Origin of the sequence: Streptomyces sp. NPDC058671, from assembly GCF_042716475.1 — a bacterium.
Lineage (GTDB): Bacteria > Actinomycetota > Actinomycetes > Streptomycetales > Streptomycetaceae > Streptomyces.
Map to the genome: position 1 here is coordinate 313554 of NZ_JBHXSA010000002.1, position 25043 is coordinate 338596.

At 71.9% G+C, this 25043-nt stretch carries 22 protein-coding genes; 13 read left to right on the top strand and 9 right to left on the bottom strand.

The window, feature by feature from the left end; all coding sequences use genetic code 11:
* Positions 1-6: 6 nt before the first annotated feature.
* From ACFWV2_RS03610 to ACFWV2_RS03620, 3 genes are read left to right on the top strand one after another with little or no spacing between them, the layout of a single operon-like run.
* Positions 7-924: a glutamate ABC transporter substrate-binding protein gene (locus ACFWV2_RS03610; protein WP_384401055.1), complete on the top strand. Its 918-nt coding sequence runs from the start codon at positions 7-9 to the stop codon at positions 922-924.
* A 17-nt stretch (positions 925-941) separates the two neighbouring features.
* Entirely contained in the window at positions 942-1586 is a 645-nt protein-coding gene (locus tag ACFWV2_RS03615) for an amino acid ABC transporter permease (RefSeq protein ID WP_384401058.1), read from the top strand.
* A complete protein-coding gene (locus ACFWV2_RS03620; protein WP_384401061.1) occupies positions 1583-2440 on the top strand; it encodes an amino acid ABC transporter permease in 858 nt (285 codons plus the stop codon). The genes ACFWV2_RS03615 and ACFWV2_RS03620 overlap by 4 nt, the downstream gene beginning before the upstream one ends.
* A 38-nt stretch (positions 2441-2478) precedes the next feature.
* Here ACFWV2_RS03620 and ACFWV2_RS03625 read toward each other — a convergent pair whose 3' ends face one another.
* The gene (locus tag ACFWV2_RS03625; protein ID WP_384401063.1) at positions 2479-4035 is read right to left on the bottom strand and encodes a CocE/NonD family hydrolase; all 1557 of its coding nucleotides are present in this window, start codon (positions 4033-4035) and stop codon (positions 2479-2481) included.
* Positions 4036-4294: 259 nt separating this feature from the next.
* Here ACFWV2_RS03625 and ACFWV2_RS03630 point away from each other — a divergent pair, with 259 nt between their 5' ends.
* The gene (locus ACFWV2_RS03630; RefSeq protein ID WP_384401480.1) at positions 4295-5566 is read left to right on the top strand and encodes a cytochrome P450; all 1272 of its coding nucleotides are present in this window, start codon (positions 4295-4297) and stop codon (positions 5564-5566) included.
* Here ACFWV2_RS03630 and ACFWV2_RS03635 read toward each other — a convergent pair.
* A complete protein-coding gene (locus ACFWV2_RS03635; protein WP_384401066.1) occupies positions 5517-6248 on the bottom strand; it encodes a hypothetical protein in 732 nt (243 codons plus the stop codon). The genes ACFWV2_RS03630 and ACFWV2_RS03635 overlap by 50 nt on opposite strands.
* A gap of 105 nt (positions 6249-6353) precedes the next feature.
* Between ACFWV2_RS03635 and ggt the strand changes: the two genes are divergently transcribed.
* Positions 6354-8162: a gamma-glutamyltransferase gene (ggt, locus tag ACFWV2_RS03640; RefSeq protein ID WP_384401069.1), complete on the top strand. Its 1809-nt coding sequence runs from the start codon at positions 6354-6356 to the stop codon at positions 8160-8162.
* Between the two features lie 87 nt (positions 8163-8249).
* Here the strand turns inward: ggt and map are convergent, their stop codons facing one another.
* Positions 8250-9017: a type I methionyl aminopeptidase gene (gene map / locus ACFWV2_RS03645; protein WP_384401072.1), complete on the bottom strand. Its 768-nt coding sequence runs from the start codon at positions 9015-9017 to the stop codon at positions 8250-8252.
* A 32-nt stretch (positions 9018-9049) separates the two neighbouring features.
* Here map and ACFWV2_RS03650 point away from each other — a divergent pair, with 32 nt between their 5' ends.
* The 7 genes from ACFWV2_RS03650 to ACFWV2_RS03680 all read left to right on the top strand — a co-directional run bounded on the left by ACFWV2_RS03650 (position 9050) and on the right by ACFWV2_RS03680 (position 16452).
* Positions 9050-9301 (top strand): helix-turn-helix domain-containing protein, encoded by a 252-nt coding sequence (locus ACFWV2_RS03650; protein WP_384401075.1) that lies wholly within the window; start codon positions 9050-9052, stop codon positions 9299-9301.
* A 34-nt stretch (positions 9302-9335) separates the two neighbouring features.
* Positions 9336-9719: a PPOX class F420-dependent oxidoreductase gene (locus tag ACFWV2_RS03655; RefSeq protein WP_384401078.1), complete on the top strand. Its 384-nt coding sequence runs from the start codon at positions 9336-9338 to the stop codon at positions 9717-9719.
* 1358 nt (positions 9720-11077) lie between these two features.
* A complete protein-coding gene (locus ACFWV2_RS03660) occupies positions 11078-11638 on the top strand; it encodes a hypothetical protein (protein WP_384401081.1) in 561 nt (186 codons plus the stop codon).
* Positions 11639-11864: 226 nt separating this feature from the next.
* A complete protein-coding gene (locus tag ACFWV2_RS03665; RefSeq protein WP_384401084.1) occupies positions 11865-12707 on the top strand; it encodes a nitrilase-related carbon-nitrogen hydrolase in 843 nt (280 codons plus the stop codon).
* Positions 12704-13984, top strand: a complete 1281-nt coding sequence (locus tag ACFWV2_RS03670; protein WP_384401087.1) for an aspartate aminotransferase family protein — start codon at positions 12704-12706, stop codon at positions 13982-13984. Before ACFWV2_RS03665 ends, ACFWV2_RS03670 begins: the two co-directional genes overlap by 4 nt.
* Before the next feature lie 28 nt (positions 13985-14012).
* Positions 14013-15416, top strand: a complete 1404-nt coding sequence (gene hydA / locus ACFWV2_RS03675) for a dihydropyrimidinase (protein WP_384401091.1) — start codon at positions 14013-14015, stop codon at positions 15414-15416.
* Positions 15417-15453: 37 nt separating this feature from the next.
* A complete protein-coding gene (locus ACFWV2_RS03680) occupies positions 15454-16452 on the top strand; it encodes a TIGR03842 family LLM class F420-dependent oxidoreductase (RefSeq protein ID WP_384401094.1) in 999 nt (332 codons plus the stop codon).
* Between the two features lie 117 nt (positions 16453-16569).
* Here the strand turns inward: ACFWV2_RS03680 and ACFWV2_RS03685 are convergent, their stop codons facing one another.
* The 5 genes from ACFWV2_RS03685 to ACFWV2_RS03705 all read right to left on the bottom strand — a co-directional run bounded on the left by ACFWV2_RS03685 (position 16570) and on the right by ACFWV2_RS03705 (position 21992).
* Positions 16570-17352 carry an SAM-dependent methyltransferase gene (locus ACFWV2_RS03685; RefSeq protein ID WP_384401097.1) on the bottom strand — a complete coding sequence of 261 codons (783 nt, stop codon included), beginning with the start codon at positions 17350-17352 and terminating at the stop codon, positions 16570-16572.
* A 63-nt stretch (positions 17353-17415) separates the two neighbouring features.
* Positions 17416-18519, bottom strand: coding sequence for an HTTM domain-containing protein (locus tag ACFWV2_RS03690; RefSeq protein WP_384401100.1), 1104 nt, complete (start codon positions 18517-18519; stop codon positions 17416-17418).
* A complete protein-coding gene (locus tag ACFWV2_RS03695; protein WP_384401103.1) occupies positions 18509-19069 on the bottom strand; it encodes a DUF5819 family protein in 561 nt (186 codons plus the stop codon). The genes ACFWV2_RS03690 and ACFWV2_RS03695 overlap by 11 nt, the downstream gene beginning before the upstream one ends.
* A 322-nt stretch (positions 19070-19391) precedes the next feature.
* Positions 19392-20759, bottom strand: coding sequence for an ice-binding family protein (locus tag ACFWV2_RS03700; protein WP_384401106.1), 1368 nt, complete (start codon positions 20757-20759; stop codon positions 19392-19394).
* 378 nt (positions 20760-21137) lie between these two features.
* Complete coding sequence (locus tag ACFWV2_RS03705) at positions 21138-21992, bottom strand: helix-turn-helix domain-containing protein (protein ID WP_384401109.1); 855 nt, start codon at positions 21990-21992, stop codon at positions 21138-21140.
* Positions 21993-22382: 390 nt separating this feature from the next.
* On the opposite strand from ACFWV2_RS03705, the gene ACFWV2_RS03710 reads away from it, so the two are divergent.
* Complete coding sequence (locus ACFWV2_RS03710) at positions 22383-23564, top strand: ROK family protein (RefSeq protein WP_384401112.1); 1182 nt, start codon at positions 22383-22385, stop codon at positions 23562-23564.
* A gap of 239 nt (positions 23565-23803) precedes the next feature.
* Here the strand turns inward: ACFWV2_RS03710 and ACFWV2_RS03715 are convergent, their stop codons facing one another.
* Entirely contained in the window at positions 23804-24538 is a 735-nt protein-coding gene (locus tag ACFWV2_RS03715; RefSeq protein WP_384401114.1) for a serine protease, read from the bottom strand.
* Between the last annotated feature and the right edge of the window lie 505 nt (positions 24539-25043).

Below are 25043 nucleotides of genomic sequence, written 5' to 3' on the forward strand. Positions count from 1 at the left end.
GGAACCATGCAGCGTACGCACCGGACCCCGGCCGTGCTCGCCCTGCTGCTCGCCGTGACGGCCGCGCTCGCCGGCTGCGGCAGGGACGGCAGCCCGCCCGTCAAGGGCCCGCGGCCCGACCGGCTCCCCGTCTACCAGGTGCGGTCGGACTTCACCCTGCCCGACTCCAGCACCTGGAACCGGGCGAAGAAGCGCGGCCGGCTCGTCGTCGGTGCCAAGGAGGACCAGCCCTACATGGGCGAGAAGGACCCGGCCACCGGCCGCTACTCGGGCTTCGACATCGAGATCGCCAGGATGATGGCCGCCTCCCTGGGCTTCGACCCCGCCGGCGTCGAGTTCCGGACGATCGCCTCCGCCAACCGCGAGACCGCTCTGCAGAACGGCCAGATCGACTACTACGTCGGCACCTACACCATCAACGACAACCGCAAGAAGCTCGTCGGCTTCGCCGGGCCCTACTACCAGGCCGGCCAGTCCCTCCTGGTCCGCACCGACGAGAAGGACATCACCGGTCCACAGGACCTCGCGGGCGAACGGGTCTGCTCGGCCGCCGGGTCCACCCCGTACCAGCGGATCGAGAAGGACCACCCGAAGGCCGAACTCGTCGCCTACGACACCTACTCCGCCTGCGTGGACAACCTGCTGACCTACCAGGTCGACGCCGTCACCACCGACGACACGATCCTCATGGGCTACGCCGCCAAGGTCCCCGACGAGCTCAAGGTCGTCGGCAGGCCGTTCTCGAAGGAGCCGTACGGCATCGGCGTCCCGCGCGGCGACGACGCGCTGCGGTTCGCCCTCGACGACGCGCTCGCCGTCCACGAGAAGAACGGCGACTGGAAGAAGGCGTACGACGCCACTCTCGGCCTCTCCGGAGTGCCCGCCCCGAAGCCGCCCGCCATCGACCGCTACCCGGCGAGCTGACCGGAGGAGCCCCCGACATGGACGTCCTGACCGACAACTTCTCGCTCTACGCCAAGGGATTCCTCGGCACCGTCGAACTCGCCGTCTACGCCTCGGCGCTCGCCCTCGTCCTGGGCTTCCTCATGGCCTCGTTCCGCGTCGCGCCCGTCGGCTCCTTCCGGGTCTTCGGCACGGTCTGGGTCGCCGTCCTGCGCAACACCCCGCTGACCCTGCTCTTCTTCGCCGTCATGCTGGGCCTGCCCCGCTTCGGCCTCGTGCTGCCCTTCCAGCTGTTCGCGGTCCTCGCGCTCGGCTGCTACACCTCGGCCTTCGTCTGCGAGGTGCTCCGCTCCGGCATCAACACCGTGCCGCGCGGCCAGGGCGAGGCCGCCCGAAGCCTCGGCATGTCCTTCGCGCAGACCCTCGGCACGGTCGTCCTGCCCCAGGCCTTCCGCACGGTCATCCCGCCGATCGGCTCCACCCTGATCGCCCTCGCCAAGAACTCGGCCATCGCCGGAGCGTTCAGCGTCACCGAACTCCTCGGCACCTACAAGACGTTGAGCGAGCTCGGCTACAGCATCATCTGGACCTTCGTCTGGATCGCCGCCGGATACCTGATCATCACCCTCACCATCAGCGCCCTCTTCCACGTCCTGGAGAAGCGCTGGGGAGTCGCCCGATGACCGAGTCCACCGCCCTCTACGACATCCCGGGACCGCAGGCCAGGCGGCGCCATCTGCTCTACGGCCTCGCGTCCACGGTGGCGATCCTCGCCCTGGCCGGCTGGATCCTGTACCTCCTGTTCGCGAACGACCAGTTCACCTCCACCAAGTGGTCGCCGTTCCTCTACGAGGGCATCCAGGAGCTGCTGCTCGAAGGACTCGCCAACACCCTCAAGGCCTTCGCGTACGCCTCGGTGCTCTCGCTCGCCCTCGGCGCGGTCCTCGCCACCGGCCGGCTCTCCGAGCACCGGGTCCTGCGCTGGATCTCGACCCTTCTCGTCGAGTTCTTCCGCGCCATGCCCGTCCTCGTGATGATCTTCTTCATCTTCGTGGCGCTCAAGGTGCAGGCGCTGCCCGCGCTGGTCGCAGGACTGACCCTCTACAACGGCTCCGTGCTCGCGGAGGTCTTCCGCACCGGCATCCACGCCGTCGCACGCGGGCAGGGCGAGGCCGCGTACGCGCTCGGCATGCGCAAGACACAGGTCATGACGTACGTCCTGGTGCCCCAGGCCGTGCGCGCCATGCTCCCGGCCATCATCAGCCAGCTGGTGGTGGCGCTCAAGGACACCTCGCTCGGATTCCTCATCACCTACGAGGAGTTCCTGCACGCCGGCAAACTGATCGCCTCGAACCTGGACTACGACCTGCCGTTCATCCCGGTCGTCCTGGTCATCTCACCGATCTACATCGGGATGTGCATGCTGCTCTCCTGGTTCGCCACCTGGGTGGCCCGCAGGGAGCGCCGCAACCCGAAGACGAAGGCCGTGGACGTCGCCCCGGCCGACCCCCAGACGCTGCTGCCGGGACCGCAGTAGCGGGCGAGGAGCCGCACCCGCCCGGCAGCAGCCGGTGATCACTCCTTCCGCAGCGGTACCGACACGTACGACGGGTCGGCCGGAGGGGAGGAGAAGGTCAGCTGCGCGCCGGTCGGGTTGTGCTCGATGTAGAGCGGGTCGACGGTGTCGACGACCAGGGCGAGCCGGTGCCCGGCCGGCACGTCGTACGCCGTGGAGAACAGCTCCAGGTCGACGGCGAACGGCTTCCCCGGCGTCCGGCCGTGGAAGGTGTACGGGGCGTTGCTGACCAGTTTGCCGACGCCGAGCGGGCCCACGTCGTAGAGGTAGGCGACGAGGGTGCCGCTCTCCTCGGTGGAGGCGACCGTGGTGTGCACCTTCACCGTGCCGCGCACCCGCTGCGGGGTGTCGTACCGCTCCGACTGCCAGACGCCGGCGAAGGCGCGGGGGAGCAGGGGGACGGAGACGACGGGCGGGGTGCGGAGGAACTGGTCGAGGGCGTTGGTCAGCAGGGTGATGCCGCCGTTGGCCCCGGAGTCCACGTTCGCCCGGACCCGCTGCGTACCGCCGAGGTCGAACTTCCGCTGGTTCGCGTGGAGGGACTTCCAGTCGGCGTAGCCCTCGTAGCCGCCGGTGGAGCGGGACTTGAGCTGGACGGGCTGCTCGCGGTCTATGCCGTTGTCGACGCCCTTGAGGTGGCGGTCGAACCAGCGGTGGGCGCTGGCCCAGGTGTCGTTGGGGAGCCCGAACAGGCCGGTGGCCTCGGCGGTCGCGTGGTCGCCGGGGCGGAACTCCAGCCGCTTGGGGCCGGTGAGCTTCTCGAAGAAGCTCGCGTACTGGTTGGGCGGGAAGATGGTGTCGCCCCAGGCGTTGCCCAGCATGATCGCGGCGCCGTTGGCGTTGATCCGGTCCAGGTGGGTGGCGGGGGACCGGGTGCGGCCCCAGGCGATCATCTCGTCCTCCTTGTCGAGGTTCGACGAGAGGAAGTCGCCCAGGATCTCCTGGAGTTCGGGTCCCGGGCGGCCCGTGAGGTATCCGGCGCCGCCGAGCAGGGCGGCGGCCTGGAGGTGCTGGGTGCGGCCGCTGTAGATGGACTCGATGAGGTCGGCCCAGCCGCTGAGCGCGGCGACGGCCTTGATCCGGGGGTCGTGGGCGGCGGCGAGGAGGCTGATCCCGGCGCCGTACGAGACACCCGCCATACCCACGTGCTCAGGGTCGGCGGGGGTGTTCGCGAGGGCCCAGTCGACCACCTTCGAGGCGTCGGCGACGTCCTTGGGTCCCGCCGTCTCGATCTCGCCGCCGGACTGCCAGAACCCGCGTGAGTTGTAACTCACGACGACGTAACCGGAGTCGGCGAGCTTCTTGGCCTGGGCGAGGTATTCGATCTGGGGCATGGCCCAGCTGGTGGGAAGCACGATCAGGGGATGACGGCCGGAGCCGGCGGGGGCGATGACGTTCGCCTTGAGGACGGTGCCGCCCTCTCCGGCTATGTCGACGAAGCGGATGCCGATGTCGGTGCTCGCTCCGGACTCTCCGGCCTGGGCGGCGGGCGCGAGCCCGAGGGCCGTCCCGGCCACGAGGGCGGCCGAGGCGGCGAGGGCCAGGGATGTGCGCACGGGTCACTCCTCACTGGGGCACTGCGGGGACAGTGCGGGGGTGGTGCGAGCCCCGGCGGTGGGGTGCACCGCTGGGGCGGGGGATGGGGGGCAGTGAAAGTGACCCGACGGTAACCGGAACGGCTTACCCGTGGTAACCGGTCGGTAAGTTACGTGCGGGTAACGATTGCGGAGGTGCTCGGCGGGGCGACGGGGTCCAGGAGCTCCACGGTGCCGCCGCCGCCCTGACATGATGGAGCCGACCGCACCCCTGGACGGCATGGCGGGAGGCACGGTGGGGGACGCGAGCGAGATACCCGACGTGTTCGACCCGCGGATCTACGCGGCCGGCATCCCGCACGACCGCTTCCGCGCCCTGCGCGACCTGGCACCCGTCGCGTGGCAGGAGGAGCCGGAGATCCTCGGCTGGCCCGCCGGGCCCGGGTTCTGGGCCGTCACACGACACGCCGACGTCACCCGGGTGCTCAAGGACGCGGGGACGTACTCCTCGTGCCTCGGCGCCACCCAGATCCGCGACCCCGACCCCGCCGACCTGCCCTTCATCCGGCGCATGATGCTCAACCAGGACCCTCCTGACCACGGACGCCTGCGGCGGCTCGTCAGCAGGGCCTTCACCCCGGGGCGGATCGAACGCTTCGCGGTCACCGCGCGCGAGCGGGCCAGGAGCCTGCTCGACGCGGCCCGCGCGGACGGCGACCGGACGGACCTCGTCCGGACCGTCACCGACGACTACGCGCTGCTCAACCTGACCGACCTGCTCGGCGTGCCCGCCGCCGACCGCGGACTGCTCCACGCCTGGACCGAGCGGGTCATCGCCTACCAGGACCCCGACCAGCCTCCGGTCCTCGACGCCCGGGGCCGACCGGTCAACCCCCGCTCACCCGCCATGCTCGCCGAGATGTTCGCCTACGCCCAGGAACTCGCCGCGCACAAGCGGGCGCATCCCGCCGACGACATCATGACCTCGCTCGCCACCACGGAACTCGCCGACGCCGAAAGGGAGATGTTCTTCTTCCTGCTGACCGTCGCCGGCAACGACACGGTCCGCGCCGCCGCCCCCGGAGGGCTCCTCGCCCTCACCCGGCACCCCGACGAGCAGCGGAGATGGTGGGACGGGGAGGTCGGCGCGGACACGACGGTGGACGAGCTCCTCCGCGTGCACCCGCCCGTGCTCTCCTTCCGGCGCACCGCGACCCGTGACACCGTGCTCGCGGGCCGGGCGATCCGGCGCGGCGACAAGGTCGTCGTCTTCCACGCCTCCGCCAACCATGACGAGCGCGTCTTCCCCGACCCCCGGCGTCTCGACCTGGCGCGCGCCCCGAACGCGCACGTCTCCTTCGGTGACGGCCCGCACGTCTGCCTGGGAGCCCATTTCGCCCGGCTCCAACTCCGCGTGCTCTACGAGGAGGTACGCGCTTCCTGCGCCGGGCTGGAGCTCACCGGACCGCCCCGCCGCCTCGTCTCCAACTTCATCAACGGCGTCACGTCACTGCCGGTGCGACTGCGGGAACCGTCCGGGCCTCACGCGTGACGTCGGCCACCAGCTCCACCACATCGGGGCCGTACGCCTGCGAGTTGACCACCTTCAGGAGCAGCACGAACGAGCCCGAACGGTGGCGGCGCGCCAATTCGACGTGATGGCGGGCGAGATAGCGCGTGGCCGCCTGGTTGGTGATGGCCCGCTGCCCGCAGAAGAGGAACACCGGCCGCCCGCCCTCCCCGGCGGTGAGCCGGGCGAGGATCACGTACTCGCAGACGCCCGCCTCCGAGCGGTAGGACTCCGTGCCGATGGTGAACGCGCCCCGGTCCGGGCTCGGTTCCACCTCGACGTTCACCGTGACGCCCGGCAGCAGGGTCGCCAGATGGGCCGCCATCCGCCGATTGCTGTACGGCCCGCCGACGCAGAACTCCGTACGGTCGCCGAAGCCCTGGTGCGTCTGGTCGTGCGAGAGGATCCGTGCCTGCGCTCCGCAGTCCTTTATCAGCGCGGACAGTTCGAGCAGCGCGAACACGTCGAAGCGGTGCACCGACCTGTCGCCGCCCGATTCCCGGTTCACGACGAGCAGGCACTCGGCGTTCCCGGGGAGGCCGAAGAACGCCTGCTTCCGGCGGAGCCCGCGCCGCCAGAGGTACGTGCGGGTCAGCCAGCCGAGGGAGGCGCTGACACCCGTCGCGAGCACCCCGAGCACGATGTTGCGCAGGTCTTCGTCCATGGGCGCGCATGGTAGCGGGGAAGCGGCATCTTGTTCGAGGCGGTCCTGACGGATCGTGGCGGGGGGCGTTACGCTGCGCGGACGGTCATCGACTGGAGGTAGGGAATGCGTCGCTCCGCCGCTGGGAAGGTCTCCGTTCTCGCCGTCGCGGCGACGGTGCTCTCGATCGGCGCCGCCCCGCCCACGGCCCCGCCGGCCACCCCGCCGCCACCCGTCAAGGAGCCCGTCGCCGTCGGCTACGGCGGCGCCGTCGCCAGTGTCGACGCCGACGCGTCCGCCGCCGGGATCGAGGTGCTCCGCGAGGGCGGCAACGCCGTGGACGCCGCCGTCGCCGTCGCGGCCGCCCTCGGCGTCACCGAGCCCTACTCCGCGGGCATCGGAGGCGGCGGCTACTTCGTCTACTACGACGCGAAGAAGCGCACCGTGCACACCGTCGACGGGCGCGAGACCGCGCCCCGCTCCGCTCGGGCCGACCTCTTCCTGGAGGACGGCAGGCCCATCCCCTTCGACGAGGGCATGACCAGCGGCCTCGGCGTCGGCACCCCCGGCACCCCGGCGACCTGGAAGACCGCCCTCGACGCCTGGGGCAGCAAACGGCTCGACACCCTGCTCGAACCCGCCGAGCGCCTCGCCCGCGAGGGCTTCACCGTCGACCCGACCTTCCGTGCGCAGACCGCCGCGAACGAGGCACGGTTCCGCGACTTCCCCGCCACCTCCGCCCTCTTCCTGCCCGGCGGGCAGCTGCCGGTGGTCGGCTCCGTCCTCAAGAACCCGGACCTGGCCCGTACGTACGACACGCTCGGCCGCCAGGGCGTCGGCGCCCTCTACCGGGGCCCGATCGCCCGGGACATCGTGAACACCGTCCGTACGCCCCCGGTCCGCGAAGGCGCCACCCGGAACGTCCGCGCCGGAGACCTGACGATCCGTGACCTCGGCTCGTACCGTACGGAGTCCCGCCGCCCCACGAAGGTCTCGTACCGGGGGCTCGACGTCTACGGCATGGCCCCCTCCTCCTCCGGCGGGACGAGCGTCGGCGAGGCGCTCAACATCCTGGAGGGCACCGACCTCGCGCGCGCCCCGCAGGCCCGCTACCTCCACCGGTTCATCGAGGCCAGCCGCATCGCCTTCGCCGACCGGGGCCGCTGGGTCGGCGACCCGGCCTTCGAGCGGGTGCCGACGCGCGGGCTGCTCTCCCAGCGGTACGCCGACTCGCGCGCCTGCCTGATCCGCGACGACGCCGTCCTGACCAGCCCCCTGGCGCCCGGCGACCCCCACCACCCGGCGCCGTGCGCGAGCGGCGGTACGGCGGCCCCCACCACGTACGAGGGGGAGAACACCACGCACCTCACGGTGGCCGACACGTGGGGCAACGTCGTCGCGTACACCCTCACCATCGAGTCCACCGGCGGCAGCGGCATCACCGTGCCGGGCCGGGGCTTCCTGCTCAACAACGAGCTGACCGACTTCTCCTTCGCCCCGGCGAACCCGGCCGTGCACGACCCGAACCTGCCCGGCCCCGGCAAGCGGCCGCGCTCCTCGATGTCCCCGACGATCGTCCTCGACCGGAACGACCGGCCCGTCCTCGCCCTCGGCTCCCCCGGCGGCGCGACGATCATCACGACGGTCCTGCAGACCCTCACCGGGGTCGTCGACCGGGGCCTGCCGCTCGTCGAGGCGATCGCCGCGCCGCGTGCCAGCCAGCGCAACCAGACGACCACCGAACTCGAACCCGGCCTGTGGAACAGCCCGGTCAGGGCCGAACTCGAGGCGATCGGGCACGGCTTCCGGCAGAACCCCGAGATCGGCGCGGCGACCGGCGTCCAGCGCCTGCCGGACGGCCGCTGGGTGGCCGCCGCGGAGAAGGTCCGCAGGGGTGGCGGATCGGCGATGGTGATCCGCCCGGCGGGGAGGTAGCCCCGAGGGCCCCCGGCCTCCTGGCGCTGCTCGTCGATCGGCGAGCGGCCCGCTGATCGGCGGCGGCCGGATGCTCGGTGACGGGCCCTAGAGTGCCGTCAGGATGCGCGGGCCCTCGTCCGTGATCGCCACCGTGTGCTCCGCGTGCGCGGCGCGCGAGCCGTCGAGGGTGCGGATCGTCCAGCCGTCGCCCGCCGTGTAGTGGTCGTCCGTACCGCCCCCGATGAGCATCGGCTCGATCGCCAGCACCATTCCGTGGCGCAGTTTCATGCCCCGGCCCGGGCGTCCCTCGTTGGGGACGCCCGGGTCCTCGTGCATCGTGCGGCCGATCCCGTGGCCGCCGAAGCCGTCCGGGACGCCGTATCCGGCGGCGCGGCAGACCCGGCCGATCGCGTGCGCGATGTCGCCGACGCGGTTGCCGACGACGGCCGCCGCGATGCCCGCCGCCAGTGCCTCCTCCGCCGCGGCGATCAGCCGGGTGTCCTCCGGCCGGGCCGGTCCCACCGTGAAACTGATCGCCGAGTCGCCCGCCCAGCCGCCGAGGAGCGCCCCGCAGTCCGCGGAGACCAGATCGCCGGGAGCGAGCCGGGTGTCGTCCGGGACGCCGTGGACGATGGCGTCGTTCACGGAGACGCAGACGACGGCGGGGAACGGCACCGGCGCCCACTCCGGGCGGTAGCCGAGGAAGGGCGAGCCCGCGCCGGCCGCGGCCAGCACCTCCCGGGCGGCGCGGTCCAGTTCGGTCAGCGCGACACCGGGCGCCGCCTTCTCCCGTACGGCCGCGAGGGCGCGCGCCACCACCCGCCCCGACTCGCGCATGGCCGCCAGGTTCTCGTTCGTCTTGATCTCCACCATGCCAATTATTATACCGGTATTAGAATGCGGTCATGGTGCGCACACCCCTGACCCCAGAAGAGCGCGAGCGCGGCGAACGCCTCGGCCTGTTCCTGCGCGAAGCGCGCGGCGACCGGTCCATGGTCGAGATCGCCGCCGCGGCCGGCCTGTCCGCCGAGACCCTCCGCAAGATCGAGACCGGCCGGGCCCCGACCCCGGCGTTCTTCACCGTCGCGGCCCTCGCGAGGGTCCTCGGCCTCTCCATGGACGAACTGGTCGCACGGTGCGCCCTCGCGCCCGCGTGAGCGCGCCGATCGACCCCGGCATAGGCTCCCGGGCATGATGCCCGAAGAGCTGCGACGCGGCCGTTACGTCAGCCTGACCACCTACCGGAAGAACGGCACGGGGGTCGCCACGCCCGTCTGGTACGCGGTGGACGGCGCCGAGCTGTACGTGTGGACCCGCTCCGACTCCTGGAAGGTCAAGCGCCTGCGCAACGACGCGCGCGTGGTGGCCGCCGTCTGCGACGTGCGTGGCAACGTCGCCGAGGGCGCCGAGCGCGTCGAGGGGGAGGGCCGGCTGGTGGACGGCGAGGAGCTGCGCCGGATCCGGGGGCTGCTCTCGCGCAAGTACACCTGGCGGTTCTGGCTCATCGACGTGCCGGCCATGCTCGCCCGGTTCGGGAAGCGCCCGCACACCGGGATCGTCGTGCGCTTCGGGTGATGTGCGCGCCGAAGTACCCGGAGGAAAACGGCCCGTAGTCGTCCCGTAACACGACTGCGGTCCAATGCCCGCGGACCGGTAGGTTCCAGTCGACCGCGGGGCAGGTGCGTGACGCATGACGGCATATCACATTCCGTCCGAACAGGAAGCGTTCGCGCGCTGGCTTGCGGAACTCGCCGACCGCATCCCGCCCGGCGGAGGCTGGTACGCGGTCTTCGCCGACCGCGACCCCGAGGGCCTGCGCGCCTGCTTCGACGGGACGGAGATCCTGCCCTGGGACGTCGTCGAGTCCCTGCTCCAGGACGCGGGCGAACCGACCGACGGGCCGCTCGCCGTCCGGGGCAGGACGCTGTACGTGGCAGCCACCGGCGCCCATGACCGGCGCCCCGGCGCGGCGGCTGCCCTCACCGAGCGCCGGGAGCTCATGGACCGTGAACGCCGGCACGCCGAGTCCCGCGCCCTCGAACTGGACGGGCGGCTCCGGGCGACCCCGGCCCCGCCCCCGGAGGAAGCCGCCCGCCTGGAACACGACCTCGCCTGGACCCGGGACGACCACGCGCGGGCGACGGCCCGCTTCGAGGACCTGACGACCCGCCTGGAACGCCTGGGGGAGCGGGGGCCGACGGGACAGACGCCCTGGGCCCCGCCACCGGCCGCCCCGGCCCCCGCGCGGGCCGGGGCGGTGGGAGCGGCTGGGCCCCGGGACCCGGTGCGAGCCCCGGGTCCCGCACCCGCGTGGCCAGGGGTGGCGGGAGCGGCTGGGCACCGGGGCGCGGAGCCGACCGCGGCCCCCGCGCGCGCGTGGGCCGGGGCGGCCGGAGCGGTTGGACCCCGAGGTCCGGAGCCGACCCCGGCCCCCACACCCGCACCTGGCTCGGTTGCCACGTCAGCCCCAGCGGCCTGGGCCCCGGCCCCCGCGCCTGCCCTGTCCCCCGGGCCTGCCTCAGCCCCGACACCTGCCCCAGCGGCCTGGGCCCCGGCCCCCGCGCCTGCCCTGTCCCACGGGCCTGCCTCAGCCCCGACACCTGCCCCGGCGGCCCCGGCCCCGGCCTCGGCGCCCGCCCCGTCCCCCGGGCCTGCCCCCGCACCCGCACCCGTCCCAGCGGCCTGGATCCCGGTCCCCGCCCCCGCCCCCGCCCCTCGGTCCCCCGCCGCGGCGCCCGCCCCCGGCCCCCCGTCCCGGCCCGCGAAAGTCAAGCGGCGGCCGCGGGGTGCGCGGTACGCGTGGCTGGAGAGCGAGGCCGAGGAGCAGGGGCCGGTGACCGCGCCCGTCCCCGGGTCCGTGCCGCCGGCCGGGGGAGCGGCCCCCCGGGGGGGCGCGGTTCGGCGGTGGTGCCTCGTCCGGCCGGGAGGCCGACGTGGTGCGAGCCCCGGCAGCCCCACCCGCCGATGCCGTCCGCGCCGCGGTCAACGCGGTCTACGCCCTGCAGCGGCTCCGCGCCCAGGGCCGTAGCGGAGAGGCGCACGTCCTGCTCTGCGAGGCGGTCGACGGCCCGCCCGCTCTGCTGCCGGCCCTCGCCGGAGAGCTCCACCGGGCGGGACTCGGCGCCGACTGGTCGATCCTGCTCTGGGAGGCCGCCTCGCTGCCGCCGGACCGTCTCGCGGCGGTCGCCGGAGTGCTCGCCGACGCGGGCAGGGCGGCCGACTGCGAAGAGCTGCTGCGCCAGGGCGTGGCGCGGCCGGTCGAGGAACTGGCGGGCGCGTGCGACGCCCTGCGGGCCGAGGGGCACCACCGCGAGGCCCACGCGCTGCTCACCGCCTTCGTCCGGGTCCGCGCGCCGGAGGACGCGGCCCGGCTGGCGGGCGAGGACCCGCGCGTGCTCGTCCCCCTGCTGCTCGAAGCCGCCCGCGCGGTGTCGGCGGCCCGCGAGCGGGACCTGTCGCACGCGCTGCGCGTGGCGGGGCTCATCGGCACCTGAAGAGGAGCGGCGGCGGGGGCGGTGGAAGCGGGACGCGCACGTGTCGGTCCTTGCCCGTATGTGTCAGTACGTGTCCGACGTGGACCACTCGGGTATGAAACATGATCGACCCGGCCGCTTCGCGGCGGCGGTCTTGCTCCGCGGTGTGACGGGGCTTACGTTCTCCTCCTACGCACCGCGTCTACGTGCGTAGAGGCTCTCTGACGCCGTGCCGAAGGAGCAGCTCATGACCGACGTCGTACGCGCCGCGCTCGTCCAGGCGACCTGGACCGGCGACACCGAATCCATGATCGCCAAACACGAGGAGCACGCCCGGGAGGCGGCCCGGCAGGGCGCCAAGGTGATCGGCTTCCAGGAGGTGTTCAACGCCCCCTACTTCTGCCAGGTCCAGGAGCCCGAGCACTACCGCTGGGCCGAGCCCGTCCCCGACGGCCCGACCGTGCGCCGGATGCGGGACCTCGCCCGGGAGACGGGCATGGTGATCGTGGTGCCCGTCTTCGAGATCGAGGGCGAGGGCTTCTACTACAACACCGCCGCGGTGATCGACGCCGACGGCACGTACCTCGGCAAGTACCGCAAGCACCACATCCCCCAGGTCAAGGGCTTCTGGGAAAAGTACTACTTCCGCCCGGGCAACGCCGGCTGGCCGGTCTTCGACACCGCCGTCGGCAGGGTCGGCGTCTACATCTGCTACGACCGGCACTTCCCCGAGGGCTGGCGCCAACTCGGCCTCAACGGAGCCCAGCTGGTCTACAACCCCTCCGCCACCCACCGCGGCCTCTCCTCCCACCTCTGGCAGCTGGAGCAGCCCGCCGCGGCCGTCGCCAACGAGTACTTCGTCGCGGCCATCAACCGCGTCGGCGTCGAGGAGTACGGCGACAACGACTTCTACGGCACCAGCTACTTCGTCGACCCGCGCGGCCGGTTCGTCGGTGACGTGGCCTCCGACAAGAACGAGGAACTCGTCGTCCGCGACCTGGACTTCGGGCTCATCGAGCAGGTGCGCCGGCAGTGGGCGTTCTACCGGGACCGCCGGCCCGACGCGTACGACGGGCTGGTGCAGCCGTGAGCAGCCTCCACGACCGCCACCGTGCCGTCGCCCCCGAATGGCTCGCCCTCTACTACCGGGACCCCGTCGAGATCACCCACGGCGAAGGCCGCCACGTCTGGGACGCCGACGGACGCCGGTACCTCGACTTCTTCGGCGGCATCCTCACCACGATGACCGCCCACGCCCTGCCCGAGGTCACCAAGGCGGTCTCCGAGCAGGCCGGACGGATCATCCACTCCTCCACCCTCTACCTCAACCGCCCGATGGTGGAACTCGCCGAGCGGGTCGCCGCCCTCTCCGGCATCCCCGACGCCCGCGTCTTCTTCACCACCTCCGGCACCGAGGCCAACGACACGGCGCTCCTCCTCGCCACCGCCTACCGCCGCTCGAACCAGATCCTGGCCATGCGGAACAGCTACCACGGCCGCTCCTTCTCCACCGTCGGCATCACCGGCAACCGCGCCTGGTCGCCGAGCGGCCTCTCCCCGCTGCAGACCCTGTACGTGCACGGCGGCGTCCGCACCCGCGGCCCCTACGCGCAGTACACCGACGAGCGGTTCACCGAGGCGTGCGTCGCCGACCTCGAAGACCTCCTCGGCCACACCCGGGACGTCGCCGCCCTCATCGCCGAACCCGTCCAGGGAGTCGGCGGCTTCACCTCGCCGCCCGACGGTCTGTACGCCGCCTTCCGCCGCGTCCTCGACCGGCACGGCATCCTGTGGATCTCCGACGAGGTGCAGACCGGCTGGGGCCGTACCGGCGACCACTTCTGGGGCTGGCAGGCGCACGGGCAGGCCGGACCGCCCGACATCCTCACCTTCGCCAAGGGCATCGGCAACGGCATGTCCGTCGGAGGGGTCGTCGCCCGCGCCGAGATCATGAACTGTCTCGACGCCAACTCCATCTCCACCTTCGGCGGTTCCCCCGTCACCATGGCCGCCGGACTCGCCAACCTCTCCTACCTCCTGGAGCACGACCTCCAGGGCAACGCGCGCCGGGTCGGTGGTCTGCTCATCGAGCGGGTCAGGGCCGCCTGCGCCGGAGTCCCGACGGTACGGGAGGTCCGCGGCCGAGGTCTCATGATCGGCATCGAACTCACCGAACCGGGCACCGACCGAGCCGCTCCGGACGCGGCCGCCGCCGTCCTGGAGTCCGCCCGCGAGAACGGCCTGCTGATCGGCAAGGGCGGCGGCCACAACACCAGCACCCTGCGCATCGCCCCACCGCTCTCGCTCACCGTGGCGGAGGCCGAGGAAGGCGCGGCGATCCTCGAACAGGCCGTCAGGGCCCGCTAGTTCCCGCCCCTCAAGCTGGGAGAGTCCCGTGAGCACCCGTACCCTCGTCCGGGGCGGCCTCGTCGTCACGGCCGCCGACGAACTCCACGCCGACGTGCTCATCGAGGACGGCCGTGTGGTCGCCCTCGCGGCGCACGGCTCGGACGCGGCGGCCGGCTGGACCGCCGACCGGACCCTCGACGCCACCGACCGCTACGTGCTGCCCGGCGGCGTCGACGCCCACACCCACATGGAACTGCCCTTCGGCGGCACCTCCGCCTCCGACACCTTCGAGACCGGTACCCGCGCCGCCGCCTGGGGCGGCACCACCACCATCGTCGACTTCGCCGTCCAGACCGTGGGCCAGGCGCTGCGCGAAGGACTCGACGCCTGGTACGCCAAGGCCGACGGCGTCTGCGCGATCGACTACGCCTTCCACATGATCCTCTCCGACGTCAACGAGCACACGCTCAAGGAGATGGACCGGCTCGTCCAGGAGGGCATCACCTCCTTCAAGCTCTTCATGGCCTACCCGGGCGTCTTCTACAGCGACGACGGCCGGATCCTGCGCGCCATGCAACGCTCCGCCGAGAACGGCGGGCTGATCATGATGCACGCCGAGAACGGCATCGCCATCGACGTCCTCGTCGAACAGGCCCTGGCGCGCGGTCAGACCGACCCCCGCTACCACGGGGAGGTCCGCAAGGCGCTCCTGGAGGCCGAGGCCACCCACCGGGCGATCCAGCTCGCCCGGGTCGCAGGCGCGCCGCTGTACGTCGTGCACGTGTCGGCGGAGGAGGCCGTCGCCGAGATCACGACCGCCCGTGACAAGGGGCTGCCCGTCTTCGGCGAGACCTGCCCCCAGTACCTCTTCCTCTCCACCGACAACCTCGCGGAGCCCGGTTTCGAGGGCGCGAAGTACGTGTGCAGCACCCCCCTGCGGCCCAGGGAGCACCAGGCGGCGCTCTGGCGCGGGCTGCGCGGCAACGACCTCCAGGTGGTCTCCACCGACCACTGCCCGTTCTGCTTCACGGGCCAGAAGGACCTCGGCCGCGGCGACTTCTCCAAGATCCCCAACGGGCTCCCGGGCGTCGAGAACCGCATGGACCTCCTCCACCAGGCGGTCGTGGACGGGCACATCTCCCGGCGCCGCTGGATCGAGATCGCCTGCGCGACCCCGGCGCGCATGTTCGGGCTGTACCCGAAGAAGGGCACGATCGCCCCCGGCGCGGACGCCGACATCGTCGTCTACGACCCGCACGCCCGCCAGACCCTCTCGGCGTCGACCCACCACATGAACGTGGACTACTCCGCGTACGAGGGGAGGACGGTCACCGGCCGGGTCGAGACGGTCCTCTCGCGCGGCGAACTCGTCATCGACCGGCGGGAGTACGTGGGTCACGGCGGCCACGGCACGTTCGTCCCGCGCTCCACCTGCCAGTACCTCGACTGAACCAGCTGACCGTACCGAACGAACCAGGAGGTCCCGCGTGGACTTCGGACTCGTCCTGCAGACCGACCCTCCGGCCTCGCAGGTCGTCGGCCTGATGCGCCGGGCGGAGCGCAACGGCTTCCGCTACGGCTGGACCTTCGACTCCGCCGTGCTCTGGCAGGAGCCCTTCGTCATCTACAGCCAGATCCTGGAGCACACCACGAAGCTCCACGTGGGCCCCATGGTCACCAACCCGGGCACCCGCACCTGGGAGGTCACGGCCTCCACCTTCGCCACCCTCAACGACATGTACGGCAACCGCACCGTCTGCGGCATCGGCCGAGGCGACTCCGCGATGCGCGTCGCCGGCCGCAAGCCGAACACCCTGGCCCGCCTGGGCGAGGCCATCGACGTCATCCGCGACCTGGCGGAGGGCCGGGAGGCGACGGTGGACGGCAACCCGATCCGCATCCCCTGGATCAGGAACGGGAAGCTCCCCGTCTGGATGGCGGCGTACGGCCCCAGGGCCCTGGCCCTCGCCGGGCAGAAGGCCGACGGGTTCATCCTCCAGCTCGCCGACCCCTTCCTCACCGAGCAGATGGTCAAGGCCGTCCGGCAGGCCGCCGTCGACGCGGGCCGCGACCCGGCATCGATCACCGTGTGTGTCGCAGCCCCCGCGTACGTGGGGGACGACCTGGCCCACGCCCGGGACCAGTGCCGGTGGTTCGGCGGCATGGTCGGCAACCACGTGGCGGACCTGGTCGCCAAGTACGGCGAGCACTCGTCCCTGGTCCCGGAGGAGCTGACGGCGTACATCAAGGACCGCCACGGCTACGACTACAGCCACCACGGCCGCGCCGGGAACCGGTCCACCGACTTCGTCCCCGACGACATCGTCGACCGCTTCTGCCTCCTCGGCCCCGCCGAGGCCCACGTGGAGAAGCTCAGGGTGCTGCGCGACCTGGGCGTCGACCAGTTCGCCGTCTACAACATGCACGACGCCAGGGAGGCGACCATCGACGCCTACGGCACCGACGTCATTCCCGCACTCCGCTGACGCAAGGGCTGAGGACGTGACGCGGCTGCTTGCGTCCACGGTGTGCCGCACACCCCGGACGGTCGGGCCGCGGGCCGGCTCCGGACCAGCGGCGTACGGCCGCAGGCTCTCCCGCCGTCACTTGCGGCCGACGCCCGCGTACATCGCGACGTCCGGAGTCGGCGTCCGCGGGCGCCAGGCGGAGCACGACACGACCCCGGGCTCCAGGAGTTCCAGGCCGTCGAAATAGCGCGCGACGGCGGCAGGGGTGCGCTGGGTGAGCTTCGGGGTGCCGTGCTCGTTCCAGAACGCCACCGCCGCGTCGACATCCGGCATGTCGGGGTGCGTGACCGTGTGGGACAGGACGAGGTGGCTGCCGGGGGCGAGCGCGTCCATGAGCCGGCGGACGATCGTGTACGACTCCTCGTCGTCCTCGACGAAGATGACGACCCCGAGCAGCATCAGCGCGACCGGCTGCGAGAGGTCGAGCGTCTTCGAGGCCGCGGCCAGGATCGTGTCGACGTCCCGCAGATCGGCGTCCAGGTAGTCGGTGCGCCCCTCGGGCGTACCGACCAGCAGGGCACGGGCGTGCGCGAGGACGAGCGGGTCGTTGTCCACGTACACGACACGCGTGTCGGGGGCGATGCGCTGGGCGACCTCATGGGTGTTGTCGGCGCTCGGCAGGCCCGTCCCGACGTCCAGGAACTGCCGGATGCCCTCCTGCTCGGCCAGGTACCGCACCGCCCGCCCCAGGAACAGCCGGTCGGCCTTCGCGTAGTCCCCGATCCCGGGGTGCAGCTCGCGGATCCGGTCGCCGGCCTCCCGGTCGACCGGATAGTTGTCCTTGCCGCCGGTCCAGTAGTTCCATATCCGGGCGGTGTGCGGCCTAGAGGTGTCGATGCGGGATTCGATGTCGGTCACGCCGTCAAGGTATCGCAGCGTCCGACAACTCCCTTCGCGCGCGTACTCGTTGCCGCCCGTTGTTCACGTTGTCCGCCGCTGGAGCATGGATACCCCTGTGAGCTGGGCGGCGCGCCGCCCCAGGCGCGCCATGGAGGTGAAGAAGCGGTCGGGGAGGAACACGGCGTCCGCGATGATCATCGCGCCGGAGAAGAGGGGCAGCCCCATGAGTACGGCGATACCGAGGTGCATGCCGAGCAATGCCGCCAGAACGGGATACTTGAGCCTGCCGAAGAGCACGAACGGGAAGGCGACCTGGAGGAGCACCGTCACGTAGCCGGCCATCGCGATCGCCATCGGAAAGTCGTCCACGAACCGGGAGAGCGCGGGCCAGGGCTGGAACAGTTCGAGGTTCAGCGCGTAGTGGAGAGCGGTGCCGCCGCCCCAGGTTGCCCCCTGGACCTTGTAGAGCCCGGCTGAGCCGTACAGGAAGCAGACCTGTGCGGCGATGACGAACATGCCGCAGTTGTGCACCACCGTGGTCAAGGTGTTTCGGGCGGAACGGAGTTGGTGCGCGGAGAAGCCCTTCGCGAGCTTGGGTGCGGCACCCGTACGAGCCGTCCTGAGCCGGCCCCGGCGAGCGTCCAGGGACCAGCGCCGACCGGAGGCGGTGAGGACGAGGTAGAGGGACATCAGCAGGACCAGGTTGTCACCCCCGTCCGTCATGAAGATCGCTCGGGAGTGGAACGAGACCACGACGACGGCGAAGAGGACGGACATGACGCGGGTCCGCCAGCCCAGCACGAACAGTGCGGACGTCACGAGCGCCAGCACGTAACAGAGCTCGAAGTAGGCCCGGCCGCCGGACAGGGTCAGGATGCTGTTCCAGCCCGTCTGGTCGAAGAGCTGTCGAGCCAGCGCGGGCGTCCAGGGAGAACCGGGGCCCCAGATCTCGTCACGGTGCGGGAACTCGCGGAGGAGGAAGGCCAGGTAGAGCGATCCGTAGCCGATGCGCAGCACCGAGGCGGCGTACAGGGACACCGGCCGCGCGGTGAGAAGTGTCCACAGAGCACAGGCCCGGTCGAGAAGCCATCGGTGGGCGGTGGCGGCGAGCGGCGTCTGCCATTCCGCGGTGCGGTGCGGTGCGGCCGCTGTCGGGGGGAGCTGGGGGGTCTGCTCATTTCCCATCGGGGGTCACCTTCCACCAGGGCAGGAGCCGGTTCTCGGTGGGCACCGGCGGGCGTTCCCCGGCGGACGTGCCGGGTGCGGCGACGGGCAGGGTGACGACCCGGAGCTGAACGAATTCGAAGGCGCCGCCGTCGTTGCGGGCGGCGAGGCGGTCCGCTGCGATGTTCCTCAGATACGTCTGCAGCATCACGGCCCGCTCCGAGCGCGCGGTGTCGTCGCCCCCGTGGGTCTCGACGTACGAGCTCCAGGCGCGACGCAAGAGGTTCTGAGCCGTGTGACTCGGAAACGCATGGTGCTCGACGGCCTCGTTGTCCACGGCGCTCAGGTCGAACCACGGGCTCACCCGTACCGATCCGTCGGCTTCCGTGTGCGCCGTCCTCGCCATGACCTGCCGATTGAAGGAGTCGGGGTCCGGGGCGAAGAGTCGCCAATTCTGTTCGAAGAAGGGGTACACCCATCCGTTGACCTGTGGGCCGTACCGCTTCGATACCGGATTGGAGGGCGCCACGTGAAGGAACACCATGACGACATGGACCAGAGTCGTCACCACACACAGGAGTACGGCGGTGTGCAGAGATGCCCTCAGCGTGCGGGGACCCGCACGGCGCCCGTCCGGCACGGCAGGGCCGTCACGGCGTGGCCGGGGAACCGGGCCCGCATGGGAAACGGGATCGGAATTCTGGATTTCCTCAACGGCCGCTGACCTAATTCCGCTCGACACCGCCCACCCTGTCTTTCTCGTATGTGCTGCTGACGCCCAAGCTCTCTGCGCCTTTCGTCGACGGCGCGCACGGAGCGCGGCGCACGGCGGATCCGGTGAGGATTCCGCCGCGCGCCGTCATCCGATCGGCGTGCTCCGTGCAGGCTGCTGACTAGCCCTCGTGGTCCGCGGGCTTCTCGGCGTAGCCGTAGTGCTCGACCGGCTTGCCACCGTGGTCGCCGTGCTGCGGCTCACCCGGTCCTTCGCCGTGGCCCGGCTTACCGGGTCCTTCGCCGTGGCCCGGCTTACCGGGTCCTTCGTCGTGGCCGTGCTGCGGCTTGCCCGGTCCTTCGCCGTGACCGTTGCCCGGCTTGCCCGGCCCCTCGCCGTGGCCGTGGCCCGGGCCGCCGTGGTCCGGCTTGCCGCCGTGACCGGGTCCCTCGGGCTTCCCGCCGGTCCCGCCGGAGGTGTTTCCGGCGGTGTTGCCCACGGTGTTCCCGCTCGTCGTGTTCCCGGCCGTGTTGCCGGCGACGTTCCCCGAGGTGCCGCCGCCCACCAGGCTGACGCTCGGCCCGCCGATGAGGCTGCCGCCGATCAGGCCCAGCGTCGTGCCGGTGGTCGTGCCTCCGGTCGGTCCGGTCGTCGTGCCGGTCGTCGTGCCGGTCGTCGTTCCGGCGGTCGGTCCGGTCGTCGTACCAGTCGTCGTACCAGTGGTCGTTCCGGTGGTCGTGCCGGTCGTCGTTCCCGCAGTCGTGCCGGTGGTGGTGCCGGTCGTCGTGCCGCCGGTGGCGCATCCGCCGAGGAAGATCCTGTTGGTGTCGAGCGTCACCGCCCCGTTACGGGCCAGTGCCCGGCCCTCGACGCTCGCCCCCTGCTGTACGAAGATCGAGGTCAGGGCCATGATCGTGCCCACGAAGGTGGAGGTGGTGCCGAGAGTCGCCGAACTCCCGATCTGCCAGAAGACGTTGCACGGCGAAGCGCCGTTCGTGAGGAGGATCCGGCTGTTGGAGGCCGTCGTCAGGGCCTCGGGGATCTGGAAGACCCAGACCGCGTTGGGATTTCCCCCGGCGTTCAGGATCAGGTCGCCGGTGAGGCCGACACCGGAGGTGGCCCTGTGAACGCCGGGAAGCAGCTCCTGGCCGCCGCCGATTCCCGCGGCGAGCGGGAAGTCCGGTGCCTGGCCGCTCAGTTGGCCGGCCGCCTGGTTGTACGCCACGATCAGATCGCTTTTCGCCTGGGCGGCGGCGGCGTCCGCGGGGTGCACCGCGCCGAGCACCAGGCCGGGCGGGAACCCGGTGATGGCCGCGTTCGGGTGCGTCCCGAGGTCATGGTCGAGCACCGAGTTGCCGGTGTTGGTGACTCCCTGACCCGCCAGGACGGAATAGCTGGCGGTGGTGCCCAGAGGCACGGGTGTGGCGATGGCCAGCGCCTGCGTGGGTGTGACGGCGACCATCGCCGCGGCAATCGCCGCGGCGATGGTCGAAGTCAGCCCGCCGGACAGAAAGCGGCGCTGAGCCGGTTGAGAGATGTGCAGCTTCATCAAAGGGGCCATTTCTGTGGAGGCCGTGGCACACCGGGTCCTATCGATCGCCCGGGAAGCCTTCTCGCTGATGCCGCATATTACGCAGGAAATTTCTCTCCTTCGGAAAAGGTGAGAACGGGAAGGGGGGATTAATACAAACACATTGAACGGCGTCCGGTGGCATGACAATATGCGGCGCCAAGGCGCCGGATGATCCGAGACACCGCCGGATGAGTGGATCTCGCTTAGCTCAGATGAAAGAGCGCCGCACACGTGTCCATGAATCCGACTCCGATGTGAACACGGATGTACGGCCGGTCGGGTCACGTCAGGAACACTGCGGGACGGGCGTGGCGCGCGTTCCGTCGGCGAGTTCCTCCCTGTCGCCCTCGGCGCTCAGGACGTGTAGAACTTGACGGCGTCGGTGACGAGGTGCCGACTGTGGTCCGGCGTGAGGGCCCGTGCCCGCAGGTGGGTGTGGACCGCGCTGTACTGCCGCACGTCGGACGGTCTCTCCAGACAGAGGTCACTGGTGAACTTCTGCAGATACACCACGGGCTCGCGGCCGCCGGGGAACCGTAGGAGGGAGAACGGGCCTGTCATGCCCGGGTGAGCCCCTGCGGTGTGGGGGAGGACCTGCACGAGGATGTGCGGCTCGGTGCTCAGTGCGTGCAGGTGCTCGAGTTGCTCGCGCATGATCTCCCGGCTGCCGACGACACGGCGCAGAGCGGACTCGTCCAGGACCGCTTCCACGCGAAGGCCGGAGGTGGGGTCGTAGATCCGGTGCTGACGACGGAGGCGTACCTTCAGCCGCGCGGCGGCCTGGCCGACCGTGACCAGGGGGATCGTTTCCTCGATGACCGCGGCCGCGTACGCGGGGGTCTGCAGAAGGGCGGGGATCACCATGGAGTCGTAGGTGTGGACGGAGTCGGCGTGCGTCTCCAGGTCGATGTAGATGCTGTGGGGGATGTCGCCGTAGGCGTGCCACCAGCCCTGTCGGCTCGAGTGCAGGGCCAGCTCCCTCAGGGAGTCCACGACGTGCTCGTCGGTGATGCCGTAGAGCGCGCACAGGTCGCGGAGATCGCGGGGGCTGACGGCACGGCGGCCGGTCTCCATGTGGCTGACCTTGGCCTGGGAGATCAGGAGTCGTGACGCCACCTGAGTACCGGTCAGGCCGCTCTCCTTGCGGAGCCGGCGCAGCTCCGTTCCCAGTCGCCGTCCTGTGACGGTGGGGTTGTTGTTCGCCGCCACGGGCGGTGTACCTCCGGCTCAAACCACTGCATGCCCCACCAGGTTGACATGGGGCGCCAGCTGTTGATCACGCGCCGTGCCGCCGTTGCCGCCCGGTGGGGAAACGGATTGTGACGATGTAATTTGCCGTGCGGCCGCACGGCGACCATGTCGTCGCCCGCCTCCCCGCGAATCCCGTACGTGCGGCCCGGCCCCACCGGCCTCGGGTGCCACCAGCCGGCTCTCGGGTTGCACGTCGCGAGGGGCCGGACAGGCCTGGTCCGGGCGTCGTCGGGGGGCCTTGTGAACGAGTGGTAACTTCGGTGGCGAGAGTCGGCATCCGTGCCATCCGCGCCATCGCGGCGTCCTTGCCGACGCCGGACGAACCCGAGGGGGGAAGGCGTGAGAAGGATGACCGCTCGGCCTGCCAACGCACACCAGGCGCGCCTGCTGCGCCTGTTGCGGGACGAGGGCAGGAGCTCCCGGGCCCAGCTGGGCGACCGTATGGAGCTGTCGCGCTCCCGGCTCGCGGTCGAGCTCGACCGCCTCCTGGAGACCGGCCTGGTGGTCGGCGACGGCTTCGCGGCCTCCCGGGGCGGCCGCCGTTCCCACGGGATCCGGCTGTCCCCGACCCTCCGTTTCCTCGGCGTCGACATCGGCGCGACCTCCGTCGACGTCGCCGTCACCGACGCGGAGCTGGAGGTGCTGGCGCACCTCACCGAGGAGACCGACGTGCGCCGGGGGCCCGTCGCCGTCTTCGAACAGGTCCTGGCGATGGCGGGGAAGCTCCGGGACTCCGGGGTCGCGGAGGCCTTCGACGGCGCGGGCGTCGGCCTGCCCGGTCCCGTCAGGTTCCCCGACGGCGTGCCGGTCTCCCCGCCGATCATGCCCGGCTGGGACGGGTTCCCGGTCAGGGAGGCGCTCAGCCAGGACCTCGGCTGCCCGGTCATGGTCGACAACGACGTGAACCTCATGGCACTGGGGGAACGGTACGCCGGCGTCGCCCGGAGCGCCCGCGACTTCCTCTACGTGAAGCTGGGCACCGGAATCGGCTGCGGCATCGTCGTCGACGGCCGCCTCCACCACGGCGCGTCGGGCTGCGCGGGCGACATCGGACACATCCAGATCGACCCGCTGGGCCGGTTCTGCGCCTGCGGCAACCGGGGCTGCCTCGAAGCCCACTTCAGCGGCTCCGCCCTCGCGGCGGACGCGGAGGAGGCGGCGCGCTCGGGCCGCTCCGCGGAGCTGGCCCGACGGCTGGAGGAGGCCGGGCGCCTGACCGCGGCCGACGTGTCCGCCGCGGCCGCGGCGGGCGACGCCACCTCCCTCGAACTCGTCCGGGTCGGCGGCGCACGCGTCGGCCAGGTCGTCGCCGGTCTCGTGAGCTTCTTCAACCCGGGCATGGTCGTGATCGGCGGGGGCGTGACGGGGCTCGGACACTCCCTTCTCGCCAGCGTCCGCTCGGAGGTGTACCGAAGGTCGCTGCCTCTGGCCACGGGCAACCTGCCGATCGTCCTGGGGGAGTTGGGCCAGACGGCGGGCGTCGTGGGCGCCTCCTGCATGATCAGCGACCACCTCTTCTCCCCGGCCTGACGGCCGACCGCCCGCCGACGGCCCCGCGCCCGTCCGGGCCGTGGCGGAGACCGACTCGCGCCGTCTCGTCGAGCGCGACGACGTCGACCTCGTAGTGCGTCGCCCCCCCCGGGGCCCGTGACTCAGCCGTGCGGGGTGTCGGGCGGCCAGGTCGCGGCGGTGGCGCCGTCCTCAGGACGGGCGGGGCAGCCGGCCCGTCGTCCGCTCGATCCAGGGGAGGTAGGACCCGACGCGGGTGTTCACGGCCGGGGTGTCGGTGGCGCACTCCCTGCCGTACGTACGAGACCGACGACGTACGGCCGCCCCGCGACGGCGCGGACCAGGGGGCCGCCGGAGTCGTACTGGCAGGTGTCGCGGCCGGGGGCGTAGGTGCAGATCTGGGTGGGGGCGAGGTGTGCCATGCCCCGGCTCGCGCAGGCCGGGTTGCTCATGGTGGCGAGGGTGACGGTCCGCAGGACGTCGGAGGTGCGGCCGCCGAACGAGGTGGTGCCCCAGCCCGGCACCTCGACCTGGGCGCGGTCGAAGGAGCCCTGGGCGTACGCGGCGGGCAGGGCGACCGGCCGGACGTCACGGTTGAGGGCGACCGGCTCGGCGAGCCGGACGAGGGCGATGTCGTTCCGCTGGGTGGCCGGGTCGTACTCCGGGTGCGGCAGGAACCGTTCGGGAGCCGCCAGGACCGCGTGCGGGCTCTCGGCCCCGGTCGTGAGGTCGTGGTCGCCGAGGAGGACGCCCACGCGTGACGGGCTGCTGTACGAGCCCGTCAGGCAGTGCGCGGCCGTGAGGACGTACCGGTCGCCGATCAGCGCCCCGCCGCACATGACCCGGCGCTCCACCACGTCCACGAGCCCCGCCATGAAGGGGTACTGGTGGGGCCTCGCCTCCTGCCCGCCGACGACCGCCTGCGCGGGCGGCGCGACGCCGAGCGGGCACACCGCCAGCACCGCGCCCGCGACCGTCGCGATGAGCTGCCTCACCCGTCCCACCGGATCTCCGCACTGTCGACGCCGTGTCTCCGGGCCGCCTGTGGTGCGGAGACGTTTCCGCACGTCCGTCACGGCCCGCGCGTGGGCATCAACGACCCGGGCCGGACACGGTCACCCGATCGCGGGGCCGGACAGGTGTCCGACACCGTGATCCGCTGTCGGCGTCCGGAGCCCAGCCGGGCACGCGCGCGGCCGCCCGTGCGCGCGTAGTGCAGGCCCCGGTGAGTGGCCCGCTGCCGCGCGGAGGGCACCGGGACCGTCCGCCGCGTCAGCACCAGCCGGCGCCCGTGGGCGCTCTCCACCCGCGGGCCCGGGCCTCAACCGGCGCCTCCACGCGCACGCGGTCACCCTGCGCGGACGCCCACGAGCCGCTCGGGGGGCCGTGGCACGAGGGGCCCGGGGGCCCGCCCGGCACGTAAGGGGTGAACACGGCCGAAAGGTGCTCGCCGGGAGAACGGCGGGTGACACCTGCGGCGATCCCGTTGTCAGCGCCGCG